The organism is Agromyces sp. NPDC057679 (genome assembly GCF_042799635.1).
Classification (GTDB): domain Bacteria; phylum Actinomycetota; class Actinomycetes; order Actinomycetales; family Microbacteriaceae; genus Agromyces.
Genome location: NZ_JBHVIK010000002.1, coordinates 293,064 through 319,614, shown reverse-complemented (window position 1 = coordinate 319,614; position 26,551 = coordinate 293,064). Strand labels below are relative to the sequence as shown.

Sequence of the window (26,551 nt, the reverse complement as noted above, 5' to 3'; positions counted from 1 at the left end):
GTCTTCCCGTGCCGTTACGTCACTGATCCGTCTCGGGTATCAGCCGTGCGCTGCGCGCCGGCGCGGCCCGACGTCACTGATACCTCAGGCGGATCAGTGACGTAGGTGCCGGAGCGGAGTGCGCCGACCCGGAGCACCCGCGCGGGTCAGTCGCGCGCGACCAGGCGCTCGAGCGGGATCGGCGTGCCGAGGATGCGCTCGGCCGCGCGGTGCCCCGAGAGGAGCGCTCCGTTCACCGTCGCGGGGCAGTCGCCCCAGGTCGCCTCGCCGGCGAGGTGCAGCACGCCGCCGACCGGCGTGGCCATCACGTCGTGGTCGTCGTACGAGGCGCCGCGGGCGACGAAGGAGTACGAGCCGAGGGCGAACGGGTCGGAGCCCCAGCGGGTGATCCAGTGCCCGGTCGGCTCGGGCAGCGCGTCGCCGTAGAGGCGTCGGAGCCCCTCGAGCACCGACGCGACGATCTCCTCGTCGGCCATCTGCTCGATCTTCCGCGCCCACTCGCCGCCCGCGAAGGTCAGCAGCATCGGGGTGCGACTCACGGCCGACACGTCGTACCAGGAGTGCCAGGGCACGCTCTCGGCGCCGAGCCGTCGGATCGCGTACGCCCCCTCCGGCCAGAAGCGCTCGGGGAACTGCAGGAACACCTTGTCGAAGGTGCCCATGCCGACACGGTCGATCGCTCCCGCCACGGTCTCGGGCAGTGCCGGCTCGAACTCGATCGCCCCGGCCTTGAGCACGCCGAGGGGAACCGTGACGACGACCTCGCGGGCCTCGAACACCTCCGATCCGGTCGTGACGCGCACGCCGGCGTCACCGTCAGACCCCGACCATTCGACCGCGGTGACGACGTGCCCGAGACGCACGTCCACGCCCTCGGCGAGCGCCGTCGCGAGCGCGTCGTAGCCGCCCGGGAAGACGACCTCGTCACCGTCGATCGCGTCTTCGTCGAGCCCGTGGGCGTCGACCTCGGCGCTGTCGGCACCGCACTGCTCCTCGGTGCGATGACGGTGGAACGCTCGCGCGCGGGCCGCGCGCTCCGCGCTCCACCCGAGTTCGTCGAGCACGCGCTCGACGACGTCGGCGTAGCTCTCGCCCGCCTCCGACGCGTCGGCGGCCGCCGCGAGACGATCGCCGACCGCCTCGGCATCGGCGAGCCACGCCTCGGTCCCGGCCGCGTCGAGTTCGCGATGCGCCTCGTCGTAGTTCGCGATCGGACGCCCGCCCGCCTGGAAGCTGCCGACGGTGAACTCGATGGTCGGCATGCCGAGGGCCTCGACGACCTCGGTGAGGGGGTTGCCCTCGATCCCGTGGATCCACGAGGCGCCCCGGTCGACGCTGAAGCCCGAGGAGCGGTCGGTCCAGGTCCGGCCGCCCACGCGGTCGCGCGCCTCGAGCACGACGACGCTGCGACCGGCCGCACGCAGCAGGCGGGCCGCGGTCAACCCGGCGAGGCCGGCTCCGACGATGACGGTGTCGAACATGGGCTTCTCATCCATTCGTTCGTGAAGGAGTTCGGGAGGGAGGGTGACGAGACGGCATGCCGGCGAGGCATCCCGCCATGACTCATTCGGGTGCGAGCACCTCGGTGTCGCGGTTGAGCGAGCGCTTCTGGAAGTAGTCGCGCGAGCCCGGGAACAGCGCCCACACGAACAAGAGCACGACACCGAGCAGCAGCGAGCCGATGCCGACGATGAAGGCGCCGCCGACCCCCGCGACCTGCGAGTAGCCGTAGTCGGGGTTCAGCATGTCGATCGCCGACTGCACGAAGGCCCACGTCATGAACAGCCCGCCGAGCAGCGGGAAGACGAAGCGGTAGAACACGTTGCGCCGGCTCGCGAAGAGGGTGCGGCGGAAGTACCAGACGCACGCGAAGCTGGCGATGGCGTAGAAGAACGCGATGGCGAGCCCCATCGAGAGCAGCGAGTCGGCGAGCACGTCGGTCGAGACGAGGTTCATGCCCGCGTAGTAGACGATCGCGATGACGCCGACGAGGGTCGTCGAGAAGGTCGGGGTCTTCGACGCCTCGTGCACCTTGGCGAAGCGGGCGGGCAGGGCCTGGTAGACGCCCATCGCGAAGGTGCCGCGCGCGGTCGGGAGGATGGTGGTCTGCGAGGAGGAGAGCGCCGAGATCGCGACGGCGATCACGAGGAACCAGCCCATCGGACCCATCGCCATCGCGGCGAGACCCGAGAAGACGTCGTCGGCGTTCGCCTCGTTCGCGAGCCCGGTGCCGGTGTCGCCGAGGCCGGCGTACATCATGGCGACGACGGTGATGCCGACATAGGTGATCAGCAGGATGACGGTGGTGAGGGTGGCGGCGCGACCCGGCGTGCGGCGGGGGTCCCTCGTCTCCTCAGTGAGGGCGAGGCAGGTGTCCCAGCCCCAGTAGATGAAGAGCGCCAGCAGGATCGCCTGCACAATGCCGGTGCCGTCGGCGAGGAACGGGTTGAACCAGTCGAGCGAGACGGGCGTCGCATCGGGGGCGTTGCCCGAGAAGTAGCCGACGAGGCATCCGATCACGAACGCCGCCATGGCGAGGTACTGGATCGCGAGCAGCACCTGCTGCATGCGCTCGCCGATCTCGACGCCGCGCAGCGAGACCCAGGTCATGAGGGCGATGATGAGGCATCCGAACGCGGTGACGAGCGCGCGGTCGTCGGCCAGCGAGCCGTCGCCGATGAGGCTCAGCAGGTAGACCGAGGCGATCTCGGCGAGGTTCGCCATGACGAGCACGCCGGCCACGGCGATGCTCCAGCCCGCCATCCAGCCGGTGCGCGGGCCGAACGCCTTCGCCGCCCACGTGAACACCGTGCCGCAGTCGGGCACGTCGTTGTTGAGCTCGCGGTACGCGAATGCGGTGAACAGCATCGGCACGAACGCGAGGATGAACGCGACGGGCGCCTGCGCGCCGACGGCGATGATCACGTAGCCGAGCGTCGCGGCGAGCGAGAACAGCGGTGCGGTCGAGGCGATGCCGATGACGGTCGAGCCCCAGAGCCCGAGCTTGCCGATGGCGAGGCCCTTCGTGGGCGTCTCCGCCCGGGGTGCGGAGGTGGAGGGGGAAGCGGGGCTTGCCGCGCGGGTGGTGCTCACGGTACCTGCTCGTCGTCGAGGGGTGGGGGGACGTGAACAGCATACGTCACCGACCGACTAGTCGGTCTGTCGCGGGAGAAACCCGGGTCAGGCGCGCGCTCGGGGCACCCGCATCGCCTCGAGCGTCGCGACGAGCTCCTCGACGAGCGCCGGCGCGAGCACCTCGTCGCCCTCGGGCGGGCTCATGAGCGCATTGTGGTTCATGCCGTCGCCGGCGAAGAGGACCATCCGCGCGAGCGCCTCGTCGCCCGTCGCTGCGATGAGCGCCTCGAGCCAGTCGTCGCGGCAGGCCCGCAGCGCCTCGATCGCCGCCTCGTCGCCGGTCTGCGCGACCCGGTACCCGGCGTCGATGAGCCGCTCGAGCTCGCTGTCGCGGTCGAGCGAGGAGACGAGGTAGTACCGCACCGCCGCGTCGGGCGCGGAGCGCATCTCGTCGGCGTCGCGCGCGGCCTGCGCCCGCATCTCGACGAAGAGCGCGGCGCGCAGCGCCCCGACCGAACCGAAGTGATGCAGGGCTCCCGACTTCGACAGCCCCGCGCGGCTCGCGACCGCCTCGAGCGTCGCGCCGCGGATGCCCCGCTCGACCAGCAGGTCGGTGTACGCGGCGAGGACTCGGGCGGCCTGCCCATCGACGGTGATCATCTGCACATCGTACGAGGACGACGGCGAGACATCCGCCCATCGGACGACGAAAGGCGCGGCACCCGTTCGATGAGAACGGATGCCGCGCCCGATGCCGCGCGTGCGCCGTCACCGGCGCCCGGCGTCGATCAGCGGCCGATGGCCGCCAGCGCGTTCACGATGCCCGAGCCGTAGAAGCCGTTGGTCTTCTTCGAGCTCTCGCACGTGTGGGTCGCCGTCGCGGTCGCGCCGCTCGGCAGGTGACGCGTGTACGTGTAGTCGGCCGGAACCGGGCACGCCTCGTCGACCGCCGTCTTCAGCAGCTTGCTCTCGACCGCGTTCGGGTTCATGCGCAGGCCGCCCTTCAGCGGGTCCTTCGCGCCGTACTGGCTGACGATGAGCGCCGCGACGCCCGCAGCGTGGGGCGAGGCCATCGAGGTGCCCTGGATGAACTGGTAGTACCCGCAGGTGCCCTCGTCGTCGCAGCTCTTCACGATGTTCGAGACGAGCGGGTCGCCGTTCTCGTCGATCTCGCCGTTCGCGATCGCGAGCGACTCGGGGTAGGCCGCGAGGATCGTCTTCGTGACGTCGCGGGTGCCGGCCGGGGTGTCGTACGAGTCGCCGCCGGGCGCCGCCACGTCGATGTACCCGTTGCCGTAGCTCGAGTAGTACGCCTTGCGCTCCGAGATGCCCGTGCTCGAGACCGAGATCACGCCGTCGCCTTCGGCCGGCATCGACACGCACGAGGCGGGGTCGAGCAGGTCGCGCACGTACGCGGCCTCACCGGGCACGCTCGCGAAGTCGGGGCTGCCCGCGTCGGTGACCGCCTTGGTGTAGTCGATCGCCTCGTTGCCGGCTGCGGCGACGAGCGTCACGCCGTGGCCGCGCGCGTAGTCGAGCGCGCGCTGCATCGCCTCGATGATGACGGCCTGCTCGGCCTGGTCCTCGGGCGAGTCGGCCGGGTGGCTCGTGCAGTTGAACAGCCACGGGTCGACGTAGTAGCTCATGTTGACGACGTCGATGCCGTTGTCGCCCGCGTAGGTGAGGGCGTCGATCGACGGCTGGAGGAAGAAGTAGCCCGAGTCCTGACCCGCGCGGAGGTTCACGAGGGTCACGTTCGGCGCGACGCCGGCCATGCCGAGACCGTTGATCGGCGAGCCGATCGTCGAGGCGACGTGGGTGCCGTGGCCGTTCTCGTCGACGTCGGCCGCGTCCTCGCAGGAGCCGTCGGGGTCGTCGGCGCACGCGCCGTCGACCTCGGCGCCGTTCGCGTCGACGGGGACGTCGACGGTGAAGTTGCGGCTCAGCGCCGCGTCGAAGTTCGGTGCGATGTCGGGGTGGCTGCCGTCGACGCCGGTGTCGATGATGCCGACGCGGACGCCCTTCGAGCCCTGCTGGCGGGCGTACGAGCCGTCGACGGTGGCGTCGATCTGCTCCATGTCCCACTGCAGCCCGGCGAGCGGCTCGGCAACGGGCGTGCCCGGACGGTGCTTCTTGCCCTTGTCGCCCTTCGCGGCGCCCTTCGCGCTGCGCGGCCCATCGGCCAGCCCCGCCTCGCGGGTCTCCTGCTCGACGGCGTCGGCCTTGCGGGCCTCGCCGTTCGCGGCGCGCGACTCGGGCACGTCGCCGATCACCCGGTTCTCGGCGGTGCCGTCGATGGCCGCCTGGGCGTCGGCCGCGGCGGCGAAGCCGGCCCCGGCGCTGACGGTGGCGACGCCGACGGCCGTGTTCTCGGCGACGACGGTGCCGCCGGCGGCCTCGACCGCGGCGAGCGCGTCGGCGCTCGAGACGCCCTCGGCGAAGAGCACGACGTACTCGTGGTCGCCGCTCGAATCCGCGCCGGTGACGGCGCCCGCGGGTGACGCGGCGAGCGCGGTCAACCCGAGCGCGAACACGGAAGCTGCTGCGATGGATCGCATCTTCAGCATGTAGTTTCCTTCCTCGTTGATGGAACTTGCCCGGCAATGCTGTCACAGCGGCCGCCCCTCGAACAGGGGGCGCGCTGAGCGCGCTCGCCGGCGAGTGAACGCGTTCAGCTCGCGCTCGGGGAATGCGGCGTAGCATCCATGCGTTTGCATTTTTCGGGACGACGGAGACCCGGCATATCACTCGATCCAGGAAGCACTGCTCATGACCCTCGTCACCGACCTCACCTCGCGCAAGGCCGACACCGCCGCTCCGCTCATCGACCCGCTCGCCGACCGCTGGAGCCCCCGGGCGTTCGACCCCGCGGCCGTCATCGAGACCGAGACCCTCCGCACGATCCTCGAGGCCGCCCGCTGGGCGCCGTCGGCGAACAACTCGCAGCCGTGGCGCTTCATCGTCGCCCGCCGCGGCACCGCCGCCTTCACGAAGCTGCACGACGCGATGGCCGGCTTCAACCAGGCCTGGGCCGACTCCGCCGCCGTGCTCATCGCGAACGTCGCCGAGACGGTCGACGCCGAGGGCCGCGAGCGCCCCTGGGCGCGCTACGACCTCGGCCAGGCGGTCGCCCACCTCACGGTGCAGGCGCAGCACGAGGGCCTGCACACCCACCAGATGGGCGGCTTCGACGCCAAGGCCATCCACGAGGCCTTCGGCCTCGACGACGCGCTCGAGGTCGTCTCGATCACCACGATCGGCGCGCTCGGCGACGTCGACCGCCTGCCCGAGGTGCTCCGCGAGCGCGAGGTCGCGCCGCGTCAGCGCAAGACGCTCGACGAGTTCGTCACCGTCGGCGAGTAGTCGCCCGCTTCAGCACGACACGGATGCCCCGGGGTTCGCCCCGGGGCATCCGTCGTCTCCGCTCGCCGCCCGCCCCTCCTTCGGTTTCTCAGGAGGCCATGCCGCTGGGCTTCGGTTTCTCAGGACCAGACGTGCTGATCAGGTAGCTCACCTGGAGATCGTTCCTGAGAAACAGACCGGGTCGGTCGAGGTCGCCGTCTACGCGCGCACGAGGTCGACCGGGGTGGTCGGAGGCTCCTCGCGCACGTTCGCGGGCTCGACCGGTGCGGCCGACTCGTCGACGGCGACCGCGACGGGCTCGCGCTCGAGCGCCCGCTTGATGCGCCACGCGGCGAACACGGCGAGCGCGCTCACGGCGAGGTGCATGCCGAGGAAGACGTCGGTGAGTCCCGCGCCGAGCAGTACGCCCGCGACGAGCGGGCCGGCCGCCGAGAACGCGGTCTGCAGCGCGGCGATCGTGCCGAGCGTCTGCCCGACCATGCCCTTCGGCGCGAGCTGCGCGGTGAGCGGGTTCAGCACGGGGCTGTAGATCGTCTCGCCGACGGCGAAGATGCCGTAGGTCGTGACGAACAGCGCCGTGGCGATGCCGGGCGAGAACTGCGCCGCAGAGAGGATGAGCCAGGAGACCACCCAGATCGAGCCGACCGCCATGAGCAGCGCCGGGGCGCTGCGCTTCGCGGTGAGCTTCACCACGATGACCTGCAGCGCCACGATGACGAGGCAGTTGATCGCGGCGGCGAGGCCGATCGCCGAGGGGTCGACGTCGAGCACGGTGATGCCGTAGGCGGGCAGTCCCGACTCGAACTGCGCGTAGAAGCCGAGCGCGAGCGCGATGGTGACGACGGCCGTCCACCGCATGGCGGGCTGGGCGAAGATCACCCGCAGCGCACCGCGCGAGCGTGCCGCGCCGTCGGCGTGCCCGTCGCCGTCGAGGTCGACCGCGGCGATCGCCCCGGTGGCCGCGTCGATCGCGCCGATCGAGCCGGTCGAGCCGGTCGCGGTCGAGACGGAGCCCGGGCCGCCGCCGGCAGCGACGCGGGCACCGCCCGCGAGCCGACCCGCGAAGGTCAGCCGCCCGGCGAGCGCGATGATCGCCGACGACAGCACGAAGCCGCCCGCGGCCATCATGAATCCGATGTCGAGGCCGTCGGCCCGGTCGAGGTCGACGACGAGCCCAGCGAGGAACGCGCCCGCCGCCATGCCGAGCGCCTCGCCCGTGAACTTGTAGGCGAACACCTTGCGGCGGTCGTCGCTCGACGACCAGTTGAGCGCGAGCACCTGCTTCGCGGGCACCGCGGCCGAGAGGCCGAGCCCGAAGACGAGCATGCCGGCGAGGAAGACGGCCGGCACGTCGGCGAAGACGAGGGAGGCGACGCCCGCCGCGCCGAGCAGCTGGGCGATGACCGCCACGCGCACGGGGTCGAAGCGGTCGGCGAGGCGACCGGCGAGCGGCGCGGCGACGAGGGCCCCGATCGAGAACAGCGACGAGGCGCCCGCGGCGACGAGGGCACCCCAGTCACGGGTGTCGGCGGCGTAGGCGTACTGGTACGGCAGCACCGCCCCCCAACCGAGCGAACCGATGGCACTGGCCAGGATGAGCAGTCGTGCGCGCATGATGGTGTCCTCCTCCCGAGGTCTCGACGAGCAGAGGGATGCCTCGCGGCCGGCGTCGGCCCCGAGGCATCCCTCACCCTTCGAATACGAAGTCTTCGATATCGAAATATTAGCAACCGAAAGATGCATGCGAGAATTCCCGTATGGCACAACGCACCCCGAGCGCCCAGGAGCTGCACCGGCGCGCCGTCGCGACCTACGTCAAGGCGGGCGGCGAGGAGTCGGTGCAGCGGGTCATCACCGCGGTGCAGAGCCTCACGAAGAAGCTCGACCAGTGGTACGCGCGCCAGCTCGTCGACCTCGAGGTCACGGCCGGCGAATGGGCCGTCGTCACCTCGCTCGCCAAGGCCGGCGAGTCGCTCACCCCGAGCCAGCTCGCCGAGCTCACGAACGTCGCCCCCTCGTCGATGACCCACCGCCTCGACAAGCTGGCCGAACGCGGGCTCATCGAACGCACGCCCGACGCCGAGAACCGCACCCGCATCTACGTCAGCCTCACCGACGCCGGGTGGCAGCTGTTCAGCGTCGCGATCCGCGGATCCGACGTCGTCGAGTCCGACGTGCTGCAGGACCTGAGCGACGACGAGCGCGGCGAGCTCGCGCGCCTCCTCGAGGTCGTCATCGCGCGCCTCGACGACATCGACGCGTAGGCGCAGCCCGGCGCCACCCCGCAGGGCCTCCGCCGCGACCTACCAGGCGCGGACGCGCTCCACCTCGACGCGCACCGGCACCGAGTACTCGGCGATGTAGCGCTCGGCCGTGTACCCGATGCGCACGATCGCGGCGGCGTACTTCTCGGCGTACTGCGCCCACTCGGGCGCATCGCCGATCTCGCCGATGCGCGCCGAGCCGGTGAACACGGCGACGTCGTCGCCCTCGGCGTCGGTGTTGAAGTGCAGCGAGGTGCGCGGGTTGCGCGCGAGGTTCGCGAGCTTGGGGGTGCCCGGTTGCGAGAGCAGCATGAGCTCGCCGTCGTTCCACACGAACCACACGGGAGTCGGCACGGGCGTGCCGTGCCGGTTCACCGTGGTGAGCCAGATGGTCTCCTCGGTCGCGAGCCGTTCGCGCACGCGGTCGCTGAGCTGCAGTTCGTTCGCCACGGATGCCTCTCCGATTCCCTCGCCCCGCCCTACGGGCGCAGCAGCACCTTGATCGCCCGGCGCTCGTCCATCGCCGCGTACGCCTCGGCGGCCTCGGCGAGCGGCAGCTCGAGGTCGAACACGAGCCCCGGCTCGATCGCCCCCGAGAGCACGTCGGGCAGCAGCTCCTCGATGTAGCCGCGCACGGGCGCGACCCCGCCGTTCACGCCGACGTTCGTGTTGAAGAGCTGGCGCACGGGCAGTTCGGGGCCGCCGTTCGGCACCCCGACGTAGCCGACCATGCCGCCGGGGCGGGCCGAGCGGATCGCCTGGTCCATCGACTCCTTGGTGCCGACGCACTCGAGCACCCGGTCGGCGCCGATGCCGCCGGTGAGCTCGCGCACCCGCGCGATGCCGTCGGGGCCGCGTTCGGCGACGACCTCGGTCGCCCCGAACCGCCGGGCGAGCGCCTGGCGCTCGGGGTGGCGGCTCATCGCGATGATCGTGGTGGCGCCGAGCCGCTTCGCGGCGATGATCGCGCAGAGGCCCACCGCCCCGTCGCCGACGACGGCGACGGTGTCGCCCGGGCCGACCCCGGCCGACACGGCGGCGTGGTGTCCGGTGCCCATGACGTCGGAGAGCGTGAGGAGCCCGGGGACCTGCTCGTCGCGCACCGGCCCGGGCACGACGGCGAGCGTGCCGTCGGCGAGCGGAACGCGCACGCGCTCGCCCTGGCCGGCGTCGGCGAAAGCGCCCTTGCGGTCGTCGCCGCCCCACCAGCCGCCGTTCAGGCACGAGGTCGAGACGCCGTTGCGGCAGTTCACGCAGGTGTTGTCGCACACGTAGAACGGGGCGATCACGAAGTCGCCGACCTGCACCGAGACGACCTCCTCGCCGACCGCCTCGACGACGCCGATGAACTCGTGGCCGATGCGGTGCGGCTCGTGCGTCGGCGTGACGCCGCGGTACGGCCAGAGGTCGGAGCCGCACACGCACGCGGCGACGACCTTCACGATGGCGTCGTCGCCCGTCGTGATGACGGGGTCGGGCACGGTCTCGACGCGGATGTCGCGGGCGGCGTGGATCACGGTGGCGAGCATGCCCCGAGCCTATTCCCCGTCGGCGTCGGGTCGGGCGGTGGCGGCACCGTCCGGCGCTCCACGTCCTCCGCGCTCTCCGCGCTCACCGCGCGCGCCGCGCTCGAACAGCCGCGAGACCAGGGCGTGCAGTGGCGAGACGAGCACGAGCAGGAACATCGCCCAGTAGCCGATCGCGGGCACGGTGATCGAGATGAGCAGGGCGAGCGAGAACAGCACGGCCGAGATCGCATCGGCGAGGATGCCCCGGCGCAGGCGCACCGGCGACTCGTCGTGCAGCCCGGGGTGCCTGAGCAGGTACCAGCGGATCGCGAGCGAGACGAGGCTCGTCACGATGAGGCTGCCGACGTAGACGGCCTTCTGCGCGTCGTCCTCCTCCATCGAGCCGAGCATCGCGGTGGGCACGGGCAGCCAGACGATCGTGAACATCCACGCGACGCTGAGCCAGAGCAGCGCGGGCGTGGTGCGCTCGAGCCGCGCGAAGACGCGGTGGTTGGTCAGCCAGAACATCGCGATCAGCACGAAGCTGAGCGTGAAGCTCATGAGCTGCCCGCCGTGCCGTTCGAACCATTCGGCGACGCCGCCGCCCTCGCCGCCCAGATCGGTCACGCTCTCCATGAGCGGCAGCACGAGCACGGTCATGGCGATCGCGACGACGGCGTCGGTGAAGGCCTTGAGCCGCTCGGCCGACGCCCTGACGGGAGCGCGTCCGTCGTCGGACGCGGGTGCCGTCGAGGGGTGCGAGGTGGACATGCGTGGAAGGCTAGCGAATCGGCCGCCGGGGCCGCGAGGCTCTGAGCCGGCTCGACTCACACGTGCGGCACGAAGCGCTGCCACGCGATCCGGCGGTCGCCGCGCGGGTCGGCCTCGATGCGGTCGCGGCCGTCGAGGATCAGGGTGAGCCGCCGCTCCTCGTCGTAGCGAGGCCAGTCGAGGCATCCGGCCGCCTCGGTGCGCGGTTCGCCGCGCTCGGCGAACCCGGCCCAGTGCGCCTGCATGCGACGCCCGACCGCACGGAACATGCGCCCCCCGCCGAGCACCGTGAGCCCGGCGCCGACCGGGGTGTCGAACTTCTCGAAGAGGGCGAAGAGCTCGAGGCCGTGGGTCGCGTCGAGGCCGAGCAGCCTCGCCATGCGGGGCGCCGCGTCGAAGCGGTAGCACCACGTCGGCGCGAAGCGCGAGTGCCGTTCGGCGAGCTTCACGCTCGGGTACCAGAAGGTGAAGTCGCCGGCGAAGTCGGCCGCCGGCCGCCGCTCGGGCAGGCCGGGGTACTGCCGCTTGATCGCCTTGCGGGCGGGCTTGCGCGTGTTCGCGAAGATGGCGCGGATGCGCGGCTTCGTCGTCGGGAGGATGTCGATGCGCCCCTCGAAGAGCGAGCCCTCGCGGTCGTTCGTGCCGATGACGAGCGGCACCCGGTGGGCCCGCCCCGACTTGAACGCGTCGAGCGGCCGCTCGGGCAGGAACTCGCCGTCGATGACGGGCGCGAGGCTGATCGTGCCGGGGTTCTCGTCGGGCGTGCGCACCGCGAGCTCGGTCGTCGCCCGGGCGAGCAGCTCCGGGTCGGCGGTGCGCAGCATGACGGCGGCGTCCATCGGCGCCTCGCTGTCGAGGTCGTCGTCGTCGACGATGCGGCTGAGCAGTCGCACGTACTCCCCCGCCCACGCCTGGGCGGTCTCGGCGGAGTAGACCGCGTTCGCGGGTGAGGACTGCGCGATCGCCCGGGCGAACAGCCCCTCGGCCGCGGGCACGGTGAGGAGCGTCGTCACCGAGTTGGCGCCCGCCGACTCGCCGAAGAGGGTCACCCGGTCGGGGTCGCCGCCGAAGGCGCGGATGTTGCGACGCACCCACTCGAGCGCGGCGATCTGGTCGCGCAGGCCGAGGTTCGATTCGATGGGATGCCCCGCGCTCGCGTAGCGGCGCAGGTCGAGCCAGCCGAGCGCGCCGAGCCGGTAGTTGCAGCTCACGTAGACCACCCCGTGTCGGCGCACGAGCCGCTCGCCCTGGCGCGGGTACTCGCCCGAGGAGCCGACGCTGTAGGCGCCCCCGTGCAGGAACACCATGACGGAGCGCCCGGGCCCCGCGGCATCCGAGTCGTCGGGCGCGATGACGTTGAGGCTCAGGCAGTCCTCGCTGCGCGGCAGGTGCGGCGCCGCCCCGATGAACTGGCCGTGCCGCAGCTGCGGGGCGACGGGGCCGAAACGTGCGGCGTCGCGGACCCCGTCCCAGCCGGGCGCGGGGCGCGGGGCGCGGAACCGGCCGGCGCCCGCGGTCGAGTCCGCGAACGGGACGCCCCGCCAGCGGCGCACCCCGCTGCGGCGGACCCCGCGGACGGCACCGGTGTCGGTCGTGACGACGAGGTCGTCACGGAGGGCGGGCGTCGCACGCAACGTCATGCGCGCATGGTACGACCGCCGGGTGAACGCCGCCGGTGCTTGACGCCCCACCCACGCCCGGGCTACTCTGGCCGCAGCCATTGTGACAGCGCTGTCATTCCAAGAATCCCAAGACGTGACTCCTGTCGATCCGCACGTGGCACCCCGAAGGCCCGCCGATTCCAGGAGACACCATGGCCCCCTCCGGCCCCACCACCGCTCACTGCGCGAAGACACCCCGGTGGCGACGTACCGTCGTCCTCGCCGTCGCGGCAGCCCTCGCCGCGCCGCTCGCCGGCCTCGCGCCGGCCGCCCTCGCACCCGCAGCCCAGGCATCCGCCGCCCCGTTCGTGAAGACCGCCGCCTTCGGCGCCCCCGACGGGATCGCGGCCGACTACTACGCCGCCCTGCTGCGCCACACGCGCTGGGTGAACACGGTCTGGGACCCGGCGATCAACGCGTACCAGTTCAAGGACTTCAACTTCGCGGTCGTGCTCGGCAACGCCGTGATCGTCACGCACGGCGACTACGACGCCGAGATCACCGGCATCTCGAAGGAGCAGCTCACCCAGCGCACGATCGACACGATCCGCTACTACGCCGCCAAGAACCGCTTCGTCGACCCGAACGGCACCTGGGGCAAGAAGATGTTCTGGGACTCCACGTTCCAGTCGTACTTCCTCGACGCGGGGCGCGTGCTGTGGGATCGGCTCGACGCCACGACGCAGCAGAACCTCGAGACGATCGCCGTCGGCCAGTCGGCCTACACGTCCGACCTCGACCACGGCGACGACCCGCTCTCGGGCTCGTGGACGGCCGACTGGCCGACCGGCAAGCACGTGGGCGACACCGCGCAGGAGGAAGCGGGCGTGTACACGCAGGCACTCGCCCCCGGTCTCGCCTGGGCACCCGACCATGCGGACGCCTCGCGCTGGACCGAGCAGCTCGTCGACTGGGCGCGCAACGCCGCCGGCCAGCCCACCGCCGACGTCAACAACCCGGCCGTCGTCGCCGGGAAGCCCGTGTCGACGAACACGCTGCAGACGATCTACGACACGTACCTCGTCGAGAACCACGGGTCGTTCGGCCCGCACTACCAGTCCGACATCTGGCGCTCGGGCGGGCGCAACGCGATCCAGTTCATCCTGAACGACGAGCCGATCCCCGAGTACCTGAAGCACCAGCCGAACTCGGCCGAACTCTGGCGCTCGATCGAGATGGTGATGTCGAACCAGGGCGAGCCGTTCATGCCGATGGTCAACGACCGCGAGTACCTCTACGGCCGCGACGTGATCCCGATGGCCTTCCTCGGCCAGGTGCTGCGCGACCCCGACGCCGTGCGCGCCGAGGCGAACATGGCCGCGTCGCTCGAGGCCTACCAGGCGTACGCGCCGGTCGACCGGCTCGCCAAGTTCTCGGGCGAGCCCAAGTACGAACCCGAGGCGCGCGCCGAGATCGCGATCTCGTACCTGCTGCACGTCGAGGCCGCCGAGTCGCCGGAGGGCGTCGTCGAGGCCACCCCGCAGGACGAGTTCTTCGCCCGCCTCGCCGGCGTGCGCGACTTCGGCGCCGGCCCCGGGCTCTCGGTGCAGCAGTCCGCGAACGCGTGGGCCGCGGCGTCCAGCAAGAAGGGCTTCCTGAAGTTCCCCTGGGTTCCGGGCCACGACTCGTGGCTGTTCGCCCTGTCGGGCGCGACGCCGTACCTGTACCCGAACTCGGCGGCGACCGTCGACGTCAGGAACACGAGCACCTACACCGAGCCGCGCGACGGCTTCGAGGGCACGGCGTCCGTCTTCCGCATCGGCGACGGCTACGCGGGCCAGGCGACGCTGCCGAGCGGCGCGGCGCTGTATGCCTCGACCGGTGCCGGCTGGCAGGACGGCACCGTCTCGGTGCGCAACCTCGACCTCGGCGGCTACAACGGCCTCGACGGCTCGCGCACGTACTCCACGGCCGAGGGGTCGGCCACCGACACCCTGCCCGTCGTGACGCCGCCGAACCCGGCCGACGCGAACGCCGCCCGCATCGACGACCTGTCGTTCGCCCCGGTGCCTGCCCGCTACGTGCGCATCCAGGGCCAGCAGGGCAACGCCCGCTACGGCTACTCGCTGTATTCGCTGCACGCCTACGGGACGGATGCCGAGGCCACGACCGACCTCGCCGCCGGACGGCCCGCGACCGCCTCGAGCGAAGACCCGGCCCGTCGGGCCGCGACGGTCACCGATGCCAGCCCCACCACCCGCTGGGCCGTCGCCGTCGCCGAGCGCACGCGTGCGGACTCGTGGATCCAGGTCGACCTGGGCGCGGAGCGGACCGTCGGTTCGGTGCGTCTGGCCTGGGAGGCGAGCGCCGGCGAGCGCTATCTCGTGCAGACCTCGTCCGACGGTCAGACCTGGACCACGCAGACCGCCTACACCGGAAGCGCCGACGCCAACGTCGCGCGCCTCGACACGGTCGACCTGACCCCGGCCGGCGCCACCTCACCGGCTCCGGTCGAGGCGAGGTTCGTGCGCATGCAGGGCGTGCAGGGCGACCCCGCCTACGGCTACTCGCTCTACACGATGCGCGCGCTGACCGCGGCCGGCGTCGACGCCGCCGCGGGCCGCCCTGCGACCGCGTCGAGTGCGGACTCGGGGCGCGCCCCGTCGAGCGTGACGGACAGCGACCCCGCCTCACGCTGGGCCGTGTCGCGCGCCGACCGCACCCGGGCCGACTCGTGGATCCAGGTCGACCTCGGCGCCCCCACCGCGATCGCGCAGGTCCAGCTGGGCTGGGAGGTCTCGGCCGGTCGCGAGTACCGCATCCAGGTCTCGGCCGACGGTGAGGCCTGGCAGGATGCCGCGAGCTTCCGCTACACGGGCGACCAGGTCACCACGACCGAGGGGTCGTGGATCAACGTCGAGGGCACGGCCGGCTACGTCGTGCGCGGCGGACAGGCCCCGATCACCGTGTCGAGCGAGAAGGAGGGGATCAACACCGTGCGCCTCGGCGGCGGAGACGACCCGATGCTCGTCGAGATGGTGCCGGGCGACGCCGAGGCGACGGCCGCGCAGGACGCCGCGCCGCAGCCGAGCGCCGACGGACTGCTCGTGAGCTCGCTCGACGGCTACCTCACCGCCTTCAACCTCACCGGCGCCGACGTCACGACCGAGGTCACGGTCCCCTACGTCGGCGACACCGTGGCGCTGTTCGCCGGCGATCAGGTGCTCGGATCGGATGACTCGAACCTCACCGTCACGGTGCCCGCGGGCGACGCCGTCGTGCTCGCCCCGCGCGCCACGGTGCCGACCGCGTCCGCCGCGCAGGCGGCCGGCGTCTCGGTGTCGGTGATCGACGGCCGCACGGTGCGCGTCGTGCGGCCGGACGGCGGGGACGCCCGTGCCGCGGCAGCGGCCCCGCCGACGCTCGACGTGACGAACGTCGAGACCGGTGAGACGCGGACGCTGCCCGTGCGCAAGCCGAAGGTCGCGGCCGCGACGTCGTTCCGGGACGCGACCCCGTTCCCGGTGCCTGACCTGGCGCTGAGCACGCTCACCTTCCCGGCATCCGTGCTGCCCGAGGGCATGACCTCGCCGCAGGCCGCCGTCGACGGCGACACCCGCACCGCATGGATCCCGGGGGCGAACGGCCGCATGGTCACGGACCTCGGCTCGGCGCAGCCGATCGGCGCCGTCACCACGCAGTGGGACGACGGCGGCGCCCCGGCGGCGACCGTGTCGGTGAGCGACGACGGCATCACGTTCCGCGAGGTCGGATCGATCAAGGCCGGTGCGCCGCGCGGGTCAGCGGTCGTCGATGCGACGGCGCGGTACGTGGCGATCACCACCGAGTGGGCCGAGGGCGACCCTGGCCTGATCGCGCTGCGCGTGCTCGTTCCGGGGGCGGACGACCCCGATCGCGGCGGCCGACCGAGTCGGTGAGCCGTCCGCCGGTGCATTCACCGGCGAAGACGCGACGGCCGCGGTCCGTCCGGGCGGGAGCCCGGGCGGACCGTCACTGCTCGGGCGCCTCGCCCAGCATCGCGCGGAGGTGCTCGACGACGAGTTCGTGGTCGTCGAGCTGTGGGAGCCCTGAGACGCCGACCGCGCCGATCAGCGCACCCGAGACGAGCCGCAGGGGCACGACGCCGCCGTGCGCGGCGAACTGCTGCGGATCGAGCCGGGCGTGGGTGTCGAAGTCCTCGCCCTTCGCCCGGAACTCCTCGCCGACCCGCAACGACGAAGTGCCGTAGCGCTCGACGACGTGGTGCTTGCGGTCGAGCCAGCCGTCGTTGTCGGCGCTCGCGCCGGGCAGCGCCGCATGGAAGACGCGCTGCCGGCCGAACCAGACGGCGATCGCGATCGGCAGGCCGCGCTCGGCGGCGGTCGCGCGCAGCCGGGTGCCGAGCACCCAGGCGTCGTCGAGGGTGAACGCGGCGAACCGCAACTCGTCGTCTTCGGCCTCGAGGCGGCCGAGCAGTTCGCTCATGCTCGAAGCGTACCGCCGCCCCGGTCCGCCGATGTCGGTGGTTTCCGCCAAGATGTCTGAGTGACCGGCATGAAGACGTTCTGGGCCGCCCTGCCGACCGAGGGGCGCTGGCTGCTGTCGACCGTCGCCATCCAGACGCTCGGGCGCGGTCTCACGCTGCCGTTCACGATCATCTATCTCCACGAGGTGCGCGGCTTCGAGCTCGGACTGTCGGGCGCGCTCATGAGCCTCATCGCGATCACGGGGCTCGTCGTGACCGGCCCCGGCGGCACCCTCATCGACCGCTTCGGCGCCCGGGTGGTGCTGCTCGTCGGCCTCTCGGCGATGATCATCGGCTGCGCCCTGCTCGCCTTCGCGACGACCCCCGCCGTCGCCGCCGTCGCGCTCGTGCTCATCGGCATCAACTTCGGCGTCTCGTGGCCGGGCTTCAACGCGCTCATCGCCTCGATCGTCGAGGGCGAGCTGCGCCAGCAGTACTTCGGCATCAACTTCGCGCTCGTCAACCTCGGCATCGGGGTCGGCGGCATCGTGGGCGGCTTCTTCATCGACGTCGACGACCCGGGCACCTTCACCACCATCTTCCTCGTCGACGCGGCGACGAGCCTCATCCCGATGGCGCTGCTCCTCGGTCCGCTGCGCCACGTGCGCACCCACGGCGAGCACGACGCCGACGCCCCGCCCGTCGGCGGCTACCGCGAGATCATCCGGCAGCCGGTCGTGCTGTGGCTGACGCTGCTCACCTTCATCGCGGTGTTCATCGGCTACGGCCAGATGGAGGCGGGGTTCCCGGCCTTCGCGCGCCAGGTCGCCGAGGTCTCGACGCAGGTGATCGGCTTCGCGTTCGCCATCAACACCGCCGTCATCGTGCTGCTGCAGTTCGCCGTGCTGAAGCTCATCAGCGGGCACCGCCGCACCCGCGTCATGCAGGTCATGGCGCTCGTGTGGGCCGTCTCCTGGCTCCTGCTCGGCGGCGCGGGCCTCCTGCCCGACACGCTCGCCGCCGCGATCGGCGTGCTCGCCTTCATGGGGGTCTTCGCCTTCGGCGAGACGATGCTGCAGCCGACCGTGCCCGCGGTCTACAACGATCTCGCCTCCGACCGCAATCGCGGGCGCTACAACGCGATCAACTCGGCGGCCTTCCAGGGCGGCGCCATCGCCGGGCCGGTCGCCGCGGGCGTGCTGCTCGAGCACGGCCTCGACGCCTGGTACATCGGCGTGATGGTGCTCGGCTGCGTCGGCATCATGCTGCTCGCCCTCGCCGTCGAGCGCCGGATCCCCGCGGGCGCGAACGGCGTGCCCGAGGCTCGGGCGACGCCCGCGCCGCCCGAGCCCGTCTCCGACTGAGCGGCCGCTACGACGTCTTCGGCAGCGGCGGCACCAGCACGCGGATCGACCAGCCGAACAACAGGAACAGCACCCCGGCACCGGCGGCGAACAGCGCCACGCCGAACGCGACCACCGAGGTGAACAGCGAGGCACGCAGGAACGAGGCGTCCATGACCGTCGCCCGGACCGGGTCGTCCATGTCGAGCTCGGCGTACGTCTGGCCGTCGGCCATCTCGAGGGCGTGCGTGTTGATGACCTCCGCCTGCACGTAGGCGTCGATCGGCCCGTCGACGACCTTGCCCGCGAAGATCGGCGCGTCGTCGGAGATCACGATGTTCTCGGCCCGCAACTGCGCCGACACCGCGAACCATGCGACGACCGCGACGACGACCAACAGAATCCCGCCGATGATGCCGGCGAGCCCCGTGAGTCGCACCACGTTGACCTGGGTGCGGTTCAGCACCGCTCCACCCGTTTCGAACTGCTCCGACATGACTCCCCCTTCGAACCGTCGTTCAGGGCCAACCTAGCGAGTCGGACGCCGCAGCGACATGGCCACGCGGCATCCGATGCGAAAACGGATGCCGCGTGGCCGCTCGGCGCGTACGCTCAGCCGCTGGTCGTCGCCAGCGAGGCGAGCGTGCCCTTCGCCTGCCGCAGCTGCTGCGGGGTCGAGGCGGCGTTCGTGCGCACCGTCTCGACGTCCAGCATCGCGTCGCCCCATGTCGTCGTCACGCCGCCGACCTTGACCGGCGTCGCGAGGTCGACCGAGCCGTTCGCGAAGTTCAGCCAGGCTGCCAGCAGGAACTGGTCGAACTGCTCGGCCGCATCGTTCTTCGGCGGCGAGTGGAAGATCGCCACGGCGTCGTCACGGTCGAGCGGGGTGTCGAACACGGTGCTGAAGAACACCGCGATGTCGAGGTAGCACTCGAGCTCGGCCGTCGTGAAGTCGTTGCCGTTCTTCACGCGCATCTGGTTCAGCCACCACCCGTGCTGCTTCGACTTCGTGCCGTCGCCGACGACCACGATCGCCGCCTCGTCGGCCGCCGAGCCGCCGTCGTCGTCGGTCACCTCGGTGACGAGGTCGTAGAGGCAGGCCTCGGTGTAGACGTGATCGGCCGAGAGATCGACGTCGCGCGGCTGCACGGTCGGCGACTTCGGCGGGTCGAGCGCCGGCGGGTTCACGAGCGAGGTCTCGTCACTCGTGGTGCCGTCGTCCCAATCCCAGACGACGGTGAGGTCGTCGCTGCCCGGGTCGGTCGCCGTCACGGGGATCGTGACGCTGCCGCCCGCATCGAGCACGAACGCCTCGACCCCGTCGTAGCCCTGCGTGCCCGACGTGTCGATCGTGATCGACGGGTCGACGTTGGCGACCGCGACGACGACCGACTCGCACACGGTGACGTCGTCGTCCGAGCCGCAGACCTCGACGTCGAACGCCCCGTTGTCGCCGTAGTCATGGCTCGTCTCGAACTCGAGGGTCGCATCGGGGCGGACGTTCTCCTCGGTGCCCGTCAACGGCTGCGGGCCGGCGCCGTCGTCGAAGTCGATCGTCGCCGACAGGTCGTCGAGCCACCCTGGGTCGGTGATCACGCCCGTGATCGTGGCGGTGCGGGTCGCCTCGTCGAGCGGCGCGACCGGGTCGATCGCCACCGCCGGCTCGACGTTCGCCACGTCGACCTCGGCCGTGTCGGTCGAGGTGTTGCCGTACAGGTCGGTGACCCGCAGCCCGATCGTGAACGTGCCGTCCTGCCCGACCCGGTCGAACGAGGGGTTGAAGCCGAAGGCGTCGTCGTACTGGCCGTCGCCGTCGAAGTCCCACTCCCACGCCGAGATCGCGCCGGCGCTCGGGTCGCTGCCCGCGCTCGAGCCGGAGCCCGACACGGCGACGTCCGTGCCCTCGTCGGTGGCGTAGGGGCCACCCGCGTCGGCGGTCGGTGCGCACGCGGCGGGCAGGGTGTTGTCGTTCACCTGCGCGGCATGGCCGTTCGTGCCCGCTGCGACCGCGCCCTCACCGAGTCCCCGCTGCGCGAACGCCGACCAGATGGCGCAGACGTTGTCGCCGCCGTTGGTCGCGATGTCGGCCGCGAGCAGGCCGTTGCGCGCGTCGACGAAGGTGGGCTTCGCGCCGCCCGCGGTGTTCTTCATGCCGTCGATGACGAGCTGCTCGGTGACGGGCACGCCGAGGAAGGCGCGCACGGCGTAGACCATGGTCGCCCAGATCGTGCCGTTGCCGTGCGGCGAGGTGTTCGGCCCCGGCACGTACGCGTTGTAGTCCGAGTAGACGAGCGGCGAGGTGTCGTAGGCGACGTTGCGCACGCCGGTGGTCGCGTCGCCGGTGACGTACTCGCCGACCACGGCGTCATTCCACTTCAGGTACGAGACCACGTCGCTCCAGCCCTCGCCGAGGGCGCCGGTCTGGTCGTCGCCGTAGTCGAAGCTGCCGCCGCCGACGAGCCTCGTGGAGACGCCGTGACCGAACTCGTGCGCGATGACGTCGCCGTCGAGCGAGCCGTCGCGGAACGGCAGCGACCACATGTACATCTGCATGCGCGGGCTCGAGCCGTCACCCGGCGTGCCGAAGTTCGCGTTGTTCATGCAGCGGATCGGGTTCGACGCGTTGTCGACGCAGCCGAAGTCCCAGCCGTCCTGCGCCTCGGCGAGCACGGGGTCGCCGTCGCTGCCGCCGTTGCCGAAGTTGTCGACCTGGAAGTTGCGCCACGCCTCGGTGAAGCCGAGCTCGTAGGTGTAGTCGTGCATCACGTTCGTGTAGTAGAAGAGCTGCGTGATGATCGCGTCGAGGTCGGCGTCGAGACTCGCCTGGCTCGAGTCGGAATTCACCGCCCAGGCATCGGTGAACGGGTAGTCGAAGACCTGGTAGCCGGGGTCGCCCGAGGCCGGGGTGTTCGGCTGGTACTCGTCGTTCGCGTCGTTGTCGTCGAGGTCGCGATACGCGTTCACGTTGTTGCCGCTCGTGGTCGTGTCGTCGACCCACGTGCCGTTGATGCCCGTGAACGGATGCAGTTCGCGCGAGGCGCCCGCCGCCTCGGGATGCTCCTCGTCGAAGACGTCGCCCTCGGGGCCGACCTCGGCGTAGCGACTGGATTCGGCGAGGACCTCGCCGGTGGCGGCGTCGACGACCGACTCGACCCACACCTCGCCCGAGACCTCGACGTCGGTGACCCAGGCGAGGCGCAGGCTGCGCCCGTCGTGGTCCATGTACCAGCGCTGCTCGGCCTTCAGCGGGGTCGGGTCGACGAGTCCCTCGACGGCGATCGAGTTCGGCACCTCGACGCTGTCGCGTTCGGTCGTCTGCGCGGCGTCCGGCAGGTCCTCGGCGATGACCTCGGCACCGGATGCCACGCCCGCGGCCTCGGCGATCGCCTCGGCCGCCGTCACCTCGGGTGCGGCAGGTGTCGCCGGCGCGACGTCGGCGGTCGTGCCGCCGAGGTGCACGAGCCGCCCGTCGGCGTCGACGCTCGCGGTGATGACGGCCTGGTGCACCGGGATCCCGTCGACGGCCTGACGCAACTGCACGTAGCTGACGCCGTTCGGGTCGGTGATGACCTCGTCGACGGCGAGTGATTCGAGCCCGGCGCCGTCGAGCCCGAATGCGTCGCGATGCTCGGCGAGGTAGCCGAGCGCGATGTCCTCGGCGGCCGCGTCCGAGGGTTCGGTGAGCGGTCCGGTCGGGTTCAGCACCGAGCGCACGTCGCCGGCGGAGTCGTACGCCACGAGGGCGGTGCCGAACTCCTCGGCGGGATCGGGCGGCGCTTCCGCGCCGGGTGCCGCGAACGCGGCGACGGGCTGGACGACGATGAGCGCGGATGCGGCGAGTGCGGCAACCACGGCAGATGAACGGGTCACGACGACCTCCGGAGGGACGCCGGGGATCCGCGGGACGTTCCCCCCGATCGCCCCGCGGCGCGGCCCTCGGACGAGCCGGCCGTCACGTTACCCACGGGGGACATCGACCACGCGGATCGGGGGACGTATGGCGCTCCACTCCCCCGGACTGGGGGCAGCCCATCCGCCCGGAGACGGCGACGGGGCATCCGCCGCCATGCGGTCGGATGCCCCGGAGCGATCTCAGTCGTCGAGCAGTTCGGCCTCGACGATCTCGTCGTCGAAGCCGGCGCCGTCGCCCTTCGCGTCGGCCGCCTCGTCCGCGCGAGTCACCGTGAGCGACTCCCCGTCGTCGGCGAGCCCGACCACGACCGTGTCGCCGTCGCGCACGCTGCCGTCGAGCAGCGCCCGGGCGAGCCGGTCGTCGATCTCGCGCTGCATGAGCCGGCGCAGCGGCCGTGCCCCGTACAGCGGGTCGTAGCCGCGCTCGGCGAGCCAGGCGCGCGCATCGGGCGTGACGCCGAGCGCGAGTCGCCGGTCGCGCAGGCGAGCGGTGAGCCGGTCGATGTAGAGGTTCACGATCTCGGCGAGGTCCTGCTCGCTGAGGGCCGAGAACACGACGAGGTCGTCGAGACGGTTCACGAACTCGGGCTTGAACGACTGCCTGACCGTCTGCATGACGGCCTGCTCCTTCTCGCTCCAGCTCAGCGACGGGTCGATGAGGTAGTGCGAGCCGAGGTTCGAGGTCAGGATGAGGATGGTGTTGCGGAAGTCGACCGTGCGGCCCTGCCCATCGGTGAGCCGGCCGTCGTCGAGCACCTGCAGCAGCACGTCGAACACCTCGGGGTGCGCCTTCTCGACCTCGTCGAAGAGGATCACCGAGTACGGCCGACGGCGCACCGCCTCGGTGAGCTGCCCGCCCTGGTCGTAGCCGACGTACCCCGGAGGGGCGCCGACGAGTCGCGAGACCGAGTGCTTCTCGCCGTACTCCGACATGTCGATGCGCACCATGGCGCGCTCGTCGTCGAACAGGAACTCGGCGAGCGCCTTCGCGAGCTCGGTCTTGCCGACGCCGGTCGGGCCGAGGAACAGGAACGAGCCGGTCGGCCGGTTCGGGTCGTTGATGCCCGCGCGCGAGCGGCGCACCGCGTCGGCGACGGCCGCGACGGCCCGCTTCTGCCCGATGAGGCGCTTGCCGAGCTCGGCCTCGAGGTGCAGCAGCTTCTCGGTCTCGCCCTGCATGAGCCGCCCCACGGGGATGCCGGTCCACGCGGCGATCACGGCGGCGATGTCCTCATCGGTGACCTGCTCGTTGACCATGCGCGGCTCGCCTCCGGCGTCGCCTGCGGCGTCGGCCTGCTCGGCGGCCTCGAGGTCGCGCTGCAGGTTCTTGATCGTCTCGTACTCGAGCTTCGACGCCTTCTGGTAGTCGCCGGCGCGCAGCGCGAGGTCGCGCTGCGTGACGGCCTCGTCGATGCGCTTCTTGAGCTCGCCGACGCGGTTGAGCCCCTGGCGCTCGCGTGCCCACCGGGCTTCGAGACCGGCGAGCTCGCGCTCCTGCTCGACGAGCGTCTCGCGCAGCTTCGCGAGCCGCTCCTTCGAGGCGTCGTCCTTCTCCTTCTTGAGGGCGAGCTCCTCGAGCTTCATGCGATCGACCTGGCGCTTGAGCTGGTCGATCTCGACGGGCGAGGAGTCGATCTCCATCTTGAGCCGCGACATGGCCTCGTCGATGAGGTCGATGGCCTTGTCGGGCAGCTGGCGCGCGGTGATGTACCGGTTCGACAGGGATGCCGCGGCCACGAGCGCGGCGTCGGAGATCGTCACCCCGTGGTGGGCCTCGTAGCGGCCCTTGAGCCCGCGGAGGATCGCGATCGTGTCTTCGACGCTCGGCTCGCCGACGTACACCTGCTGGAAGCGGCGCTCGAGCGCGGCATCCTTCTCGATGTACTCGCGATACTCGTCGAGCGTGGTCGCGCCGATGAGGTGCAGCTCGCCGCGGGCGAGCATGGGCTTCAGCATGTTGGATGCCGCGACCGAGCCTTCACCGCCGCCCGCACCCATGAGCAGGTGCAGCTCGTCGACGAAGGTGATGATGCCGCCCTCGGCCTCGTTGATCTCCTTCAGCACGGCCTTCAGCCGCTCCTCGAACTGGCCGCGGTACATGGCGCCGGCGACGAGGGCCGAGATGTCGAGCGAGACCAGCTGCTTGTGCTTCAGCGACTCGGCGACGTCGCCCGCGACGATGCGCTGGGCGAGGCCTTCGACGACGGCGGTCTTGCCGACGCCGGGCTCGCCGATGAGCACGGGGTTGTTCTTGGTACGACGGGTCAGCACCTGGCTCACGCGGCGGATCTCGGCGTCACGGCCGATCACCGGGTCGAGCTTGCCGGCCTTCGCGAGGTCGGTCAGGTTGACGCCGAACTGTTCGAGCGCCGACTTCTGCTCTTCCTGCGTGTTCGGCGCGCCCTGCATGTTTGCCACTCAATGCTCCCTTCGTTCAAAACTTGAGTCTACTGAACTCAACTTTGCGAAGTGGGCCGGTATTCCGGATTCCGTCCGGAATCTCCCCCGCCTTCACGGTAGACGGATGCCACGGGGCGCGCCAGCATCGTCGGCACGGCGCAGGCACTTCCCCATCCCGCGATTCGCCCGCTCACCTGCAATATCTTCGGCACCTCGCCTATGCTGGCGTCATGGGGGGCATACGAGCGCGCGCTCGAACGACGGCCGGCATCGCCATCATCGCCGGAGCCCTGCTGTGCGGCGCCGCTGCCGGAGCGGTGCCCGCCTTCGCCGCCGCGTCCGGTCCGATCGTCGTCGACGAGGACTTCCGCGGGGCGACGACGATCGATGGCTTCCAGGCGTACGGCTCGGCCTGCCTGACGGGCGCACCGACCGTGCTCGCCACCCCCGTCGGGCTGCACCCGGTGCTCGGCTGCCCGGCACCGGGCCCCGCGGCCCCGCCGAACGACGCCGCACCCGACGGCTTCCTGCGGCTGACCGACCGCTTGAACGACCAGGCCGGCGCGGTGCTCTACGACGTGCCGATCCCGGCGACCCAGGGCGTCGAGATCACCTTCGAGCAGTGGCAGTACGGTTCGAACACGATCGCCGCCGCCGACGGCATCGCCTTCTTCCTCGTCGACGGCGAGACCACACTCGACGCCCCCGGCGCATTCGGGGGCAGCCTCGGCTACGCCCAGAAGGAACCCGGCTTCGAACCGAACCCGCCCTTCCTGCCCGGCGTCGAGGGCGGCTACCTCGGCATCGGCCTCGACGTGCTCGGCAACTTCTTCGGCGACTGGGAGCGGCGCGGCGACGGCTGCGAAGTGCGCTCGCCCTCCGGCGAGGCGTTCTACAACCCGGCGCCCGGCGAGAACATGGTGACCGTGCGCGGCCCGGGCGACGGCACCCAGGGCTACTGCTTCCTGACGGCGACCGCCGACCAGTTCACCACGACGGGTCCGTGGACCTCGACCCTGCCAGGCGAACTCCACGGACCGGCCCCCGATCTCACCGGGGCGACCCCTGCCGAGGCGGCGGCGCTCCTCGAGCCGACCCGCCGAACGGTGACGGTGCACATCTCGCCGGCTCCCGATCCGCAGGTCACCGTGTCGATCGACTTCAACGACGGCGCCGGCTCCGTCCAGGTCCTCGAGTTCGCCGCCCCGCAACCCGCGCCCGCGAGCTACAAGTTCGGCTTCAGCGCCTCGACCGGGCTGTTCAACGACGTGCACCTCATTCGGAACGTCGTCGTGCAGGCGGTCGATCCGCTCGTGCAGCTGCAGCTCACCAAGACGGTCGACGACTCGCGGAGCTACACCCCGGGCGAGGTCGCCGACTACACCTACGACGTCGCCAACCTCTCGACGATCCCGGTCGCCGACCTCGTCATCGACGACGACCGCATCTCCGGGATCGTCTGCGACGCCCAGGAGCTCGCCCCGGCCGGAGAACCCGGCGACACCACCGTGTGCCGGGGCAGCTACACCGTCACCGAGGCCGACGCCGATGCCGGTTCGGTCACGAATGTCGCCACCGCGACCGCCCAGGCGCCCGGCGGACCGGTGATCTCCCCACCCGCGACCGCGACGATCACGGTGATCCCGGGCGCGACACCGACACCCACGCCGACACCGACACCCACCGCGCCCGCCACGGCCCCGCCCGCACCGCCGGGCGCCGCGGGCCTTCCGGCCACGGGCTTCCCACTCGCTCCTGCCCTCGCAGGCGGAATCGCCCTGCTCGTGATCGGGGCCGGCCTGCGACGCCGCCGGTCGCGAGCCTGAGGCGCGTCTCACGCGTCGACCCC

The 26,551-nt window shown here is 71.5% G+C and carries 18 protein-coding genes; 5 read left to right on the top strand and 13 right to left on the bottom strand.

Features of this window, described 5'->3' with window-relative positions; all coding sequences use genetic code 11:
- Positions 1-146: 146 nt before the first annotated feature.
- From ACFVAJ_RS08375 to ACFVAJ_RS08360, 4 genes are all read right to left on the bottom strand, one after another.
- Positions 147-1,481 carry a flavin monoamine oxidase family protein gene (locus ACFVAJ_RS08375; protein WP_376943018.1) on the bottom strand — a complete coding sequence of 445 codons (1,335 nt, stop codon included), beginning with the start codon at positions 1,479-1,481 and terminating at the stop codon, positions 147-149.
- An 82-nt stretch (positions 1,482-1,563) separates the two neighbouring features.
- Complete coding sequence (locus ACFVAJ_RS08370) at positions 1,564-3,093, bottom strand: APC family permease (protein WP_376943016.1); 1,530 nt, start codon at positions 3,091-3,093, stop codon at positions 1,564-1,566.
- Between the two features lie 87 nt (positions 3,094-3,180).
- Positions 3,181-3,735 (bottom strand): TetR/AcrR family transcriptional regulator, encoded by a 555-nt coding sequence (locus ACFVAJ_RS08365; protein ID WP_376943014.1) that lies wholly within the window; start codon positions 3,733-3,735, stop codon positions 3,181-3,183.
- 128 nt (positions 3,736-3,863) lie between these two features.
- On the bottom strand, positions 3,864-5,642 hold the full coding sequence (locus tag ACFVAJ_RS08360) for a S8 family serine peptidase (protein ID WP_376943012.1): 1,779 nt from the start codon (positions 5,640-5,642) through the stop codon (positions 3,864-3,866).
- 202 nt (positions 5,643-5,844) lie between these two features.
- On the opposite strand from ACFVAJ_RS08360, the gene ACFVAJ_RS08355 reads away from it, so the two are divergent.
- Positions 5,845-6,438: a nitroreductase family protein gene (locus tag ACFVAJ_RS08355; RefSeq protein WP_376943010.1), complete on the top strand. Its 594-nt coding sequence runs from the start codon at positions 5,845-5,847 to the stop codon at positions 6,436-6,438.
- A gap of 198 nt (positions 6,439-6,636) precedes the next feature.
- On the opposite strand, the gene ACFVAJ_RS08350 is transcribed toward ACFVAJ_RS08355, so the two are convergent.
- On the bottom strand, positions 6,637-8,052 hold the full coding sequence (locus ACFVAJ_RS08350) for an MFS transporter (RefSeq protein ID WP_376943008.1): 1,416 nt from the start codon (positions 8,050-8,052) through the stop codon (positions 6,637-6,639).
- A 143-nt stretch (positions 8,053-8,195) separates the two neighbouring features.
- Here ACFVAJ_RS08350 and ACFVAJ_RS08345 point away from each other — a divergent pair, with 143 nt between their 5' ends.
- Entirely contained in the window at positions 8,196-8,702 is a 507-nt protein-coding gene (locus tag ACFVAJ_RS08345) for a MarR family winged helix-turn-helix transcriptional regulator (protein ID WP_376943006.1), read from the top strand.
- A 39-nt stretch (positions 8,703-8,741) separates the two neighbouring features.
- Here ACFVAJ_RS08345 and ACFVAJ_RS08340 read toward each other — a convergent pair whose 3' ends face one another.
- The 4 genes from ACFVAJ_RS08340 to ACFVAJ_RS08325 are packed head-to-tail and all read right to left on the bottom strand — an operon-like array spanning position 8,742 to position 12,621.
- Entirely contained in the window at positions 8,742-9,152 is a 411-nt protein-coding gene (locus ACFVAJ_RS08340) for a TIGR03667 family PPOX class F420-dependent oxidoreductase (protein WP_376943004.1), read from the bottom strand.
- 29 nt (positions 9,153-9,181) lie between these two features.
- A complete protein-coding gene (locus ACFVAJ_RS08335; protein WP_376943002.1) occupies positions 9,182-10,231 on the bottom strand; it encodes a zinc-dependent alcohol dehydrogenase family protein in 1,050 nt (349 codons plus the stop codon).
- A gap of 9 nt (positions 10,232-10,240) precedes the next feature.
- On the bottom strand, positions 10,241-10,981 hold the full coding sequence (locus ACFVAJ_RS08330) for a TMEM175 family protein (protein WP_376943000.1): 741 nt from the start codon (positions 10,979-10,981) through the stop codon (positions 10,241-10,243).
- Between the two features lie 56 nt (positions 10,982-11,037).
- Entirely contained in the window at positions 11,038-12,621 is a 1,584-nt protein-coding gene (locus ACFVAJ_RS08325) for a carboxylesterase/lipase family protein (protein WP_376942998.1), read from the bottom strand.
- Positions 12,622-12,794: 173 nt separating this feature from the next.
- Between ACFVAJ_RS08325 and ACFVAJ_RS08320 the strand changes: the two genes are divergently transcribed.
- Positions 12,795-16,520 (top strand): discoidin domain-containing protein, encoded by a 3,726-nt coding sequence (locus ACFVAJ_RS08320; protein WP_376942996.1) that lies wholly within the window; start codon positions 12,795-12,797, stop codon positions 16,518-16,520.
- A 73-nt stretch (positions 16,521-16,593) separates the two neighbouring features.
- Here the strand turns inward: ACFVAJ_RS08320 and ACFVAJ_RS08315 are convergent, their stop codons facing one another.
- Positions 16,594-17,067 carry a heme-degrading domain-containing protein gene (locus tag ACFVAJ_RS08315; RefSeq protein ID WP_376942994.1) on the bottom strand — a complete coding sequence of 158 codons (474 nt, stop codon included), beginning with the start codon at positions 17,065-17,067 and terminating at the stop codon, positions 16,594-16,596.
- Positions 17,068-17,136: 69 nt separating this feature from the next.
- Between ACFVAJ_RS08315 and ACFVAJ_RS08310 the strand changes: the two genes are divergently transcribed.
- A complete protein-coding gene (locus tag ACFVAJ_RS08310) occupies positions 17,137-18,411 on the top strand; it encodes an MFS transporter (protein ID WP_376944611.1) in 1,275 nt (424 codons plus the stop codon).
- A gap of 7 nt (positions 18,412-18,418) precedes the next feature.
- Here ACFVAJ_RS08310 and ACFVAJ_RS08305 read toward each other — a convergent pair whose 3' ends face one another.
- From ACFVAJ_RS08305 to ACFVAJ_RS08295, 3 genes are all read right to left on the bottom strand, one after another.
- Positions 18,419-18,886: an aromatic ring-opening dioxygenase LigA gene (locus ACFVAJ_RS08305; RefSeq protein WP_376942992.1), complete on the bottom strand. Its 468-nt coding sequence runs from the start codon at positions 18,884-18,886 to the stop codon at positions 18,419-18,421.
- A 116-nt stretch (positions 18,887-19,002) separates the two neighbouring features.
- Positions 19,003-22,260: a M36 family metallopeptidase gene (locus ACFVAJ_RS08300; protein ID WP_376942990.1), complete on the bottom strand. Its 3,258-nt coding sequence runs from the start codon at positions 22,258-22,260 to the stop codon at positions 19,003-19,005.
- 222 nt (positions 22,261-22,482) lie between these two features.
- Complete coding sequence (locus ACFVAJ_RS08295; RefSeq protein ID WP_376944609.1) at positions 22,483-24,711, bottom strand: ATP-dependent Clp protease ATP-binding subunit; 2,229 nt, start codon at positions 24,709-24,711, stop codon at positions 22,483-22,485.
- A gap of 221 nt (positions 24,712-24,932) precedes the next feature.
- Here ACFVAJ_RS08295 and ACFVAJ_RS08290 point away from each other — a divergent pair, with 221 nt between their 5' ends.
- Complete coding sequence (locus ACFVAJ_RS08290) at positions 24,933-26,528, top strand: hypothetical protein (protein WP_376942988.1); 1,596 nt, start codon at positions 24,933-24,935, stop codon at positions 26,526-26,528.
- The last annotated feature ends 23 nt before the right edge of the window (positions 26,529-26,551 follow it).

Excerpts from the sequence above, each read along its gene's own strand:
- ACFVAJ_RS08355 (WP_376943010.1), top strand. The coding sequence starts at position 5,845 with ATGACCCTCGTCACCGACCTCACCTCGCGCAAGGCCGACACCGCCGCT.
- ACFVAJ_RS08375 (WP_376943018.1), bottom strand. The coding sequence starts at position 1,481 with ATGTTCGACACCGTCATCGTCGGAGCCGGCCTCGCCGGGTTGACCGCG.
- ACFVAJ_RS08360 (WP_376943012.1), bottom strand. The coding sequence starts at position 5,642 with ATGCTGAAGATGCGATCCATCGCAGCAGCTTCCGTGTTCGCGCTCGGG.
- ACFVAJ_RS08335 (WP_376943002.1), bottom strand. The coding sequence starts at position 10,231 with ATGCTCGCCACCGTGATCCACGCCGCCCGCGACATCCGCGTCGAGACC.
- ACFVAJ_RS08320 (WP_376942996.1), top strand. The coding sequence starts at position 12,795 with ATGGCCCCCTCCGGCCCCACCACCGCTCACTGCGCGAAGACACCCCGG.
- ACFVAJ_RS08310 (WP_376944611.1), top strand. The coding sequence starts at position 17,137 with ATGAAGACGTTCTGGGCCGCCCTGCCGACCGAGGGGCGCTGGCTGCTG.
- ACFVAJ_RS08315 (WP_376942994.1), bottom strand. The coding sequence starts at position 17,067 with ATGAGCGAACTGCTCGGCCGCCTCGAGGCCGAAGACGACGAGTTGCGG.
- ACFVAJ_RS08305 (WP_376942992.1), bottom strand. The coding sequence starts at position 18,886 with ATGTCGGAGCAGTTCGAAACGGGTGGAGCGGTGCTGAACCGCACCCAG.
- ACFVAJ_RS08365 (WP_376943014.1), bottom strand. The coding sequence starts at position 3,735 with ATGATCACCGTCGATGGGCAGGCCGCCCGAGTCCTCGCCGCGTACACC.
- ACFVAJ_RS08350 (WP_376943008.1), bottom strand. The coding sequence starts at position 8,052 with ATGCGCGCACGACTGCTCATCCTGGCCAGTGCCATCGGTTCGCTCGGT.
- ACFVAJ_RS08295 (WP_376944609.1), bottom strand. The coding sequence starts at position 24,711 with ATGCAGGGCGCGCCGAACACGCAGGAAGAGCAGAAGTCGGCGCTCGAA.
- ACFVAJ_RS08325 (WP_376942998.1), bottom strand. The coding sequence starts at position 12,621 with ATGACGTTGCGTGCGACGCCCGCCCTCCGTGACGACCTCGTCGTCACG.
- ACFVAJ_RS08290 (WP_376942988.1), top strand. The coding sequence starts at position 24,933 with ATGGGGGGCATACGAGCGCGCGCTCGAACGACGGCCGGCATCGCCATC.
- ACFVAJ_RS08345 (WP_376943006.1), top strand. The coding sequence starts at position 8,196 with ATGGCACAACGCACCCCGAGCGCCCAGGAGCTGCACCGGCGCGCCGTC.
- ACFVAJ_RS08330 (WP_376943000.1), bottom strand. The coding sequence starts at position 10,981 with ATGTCCACCTCGCACCCCTCGACGGCACCCGCGTCCGACGACGGACGC.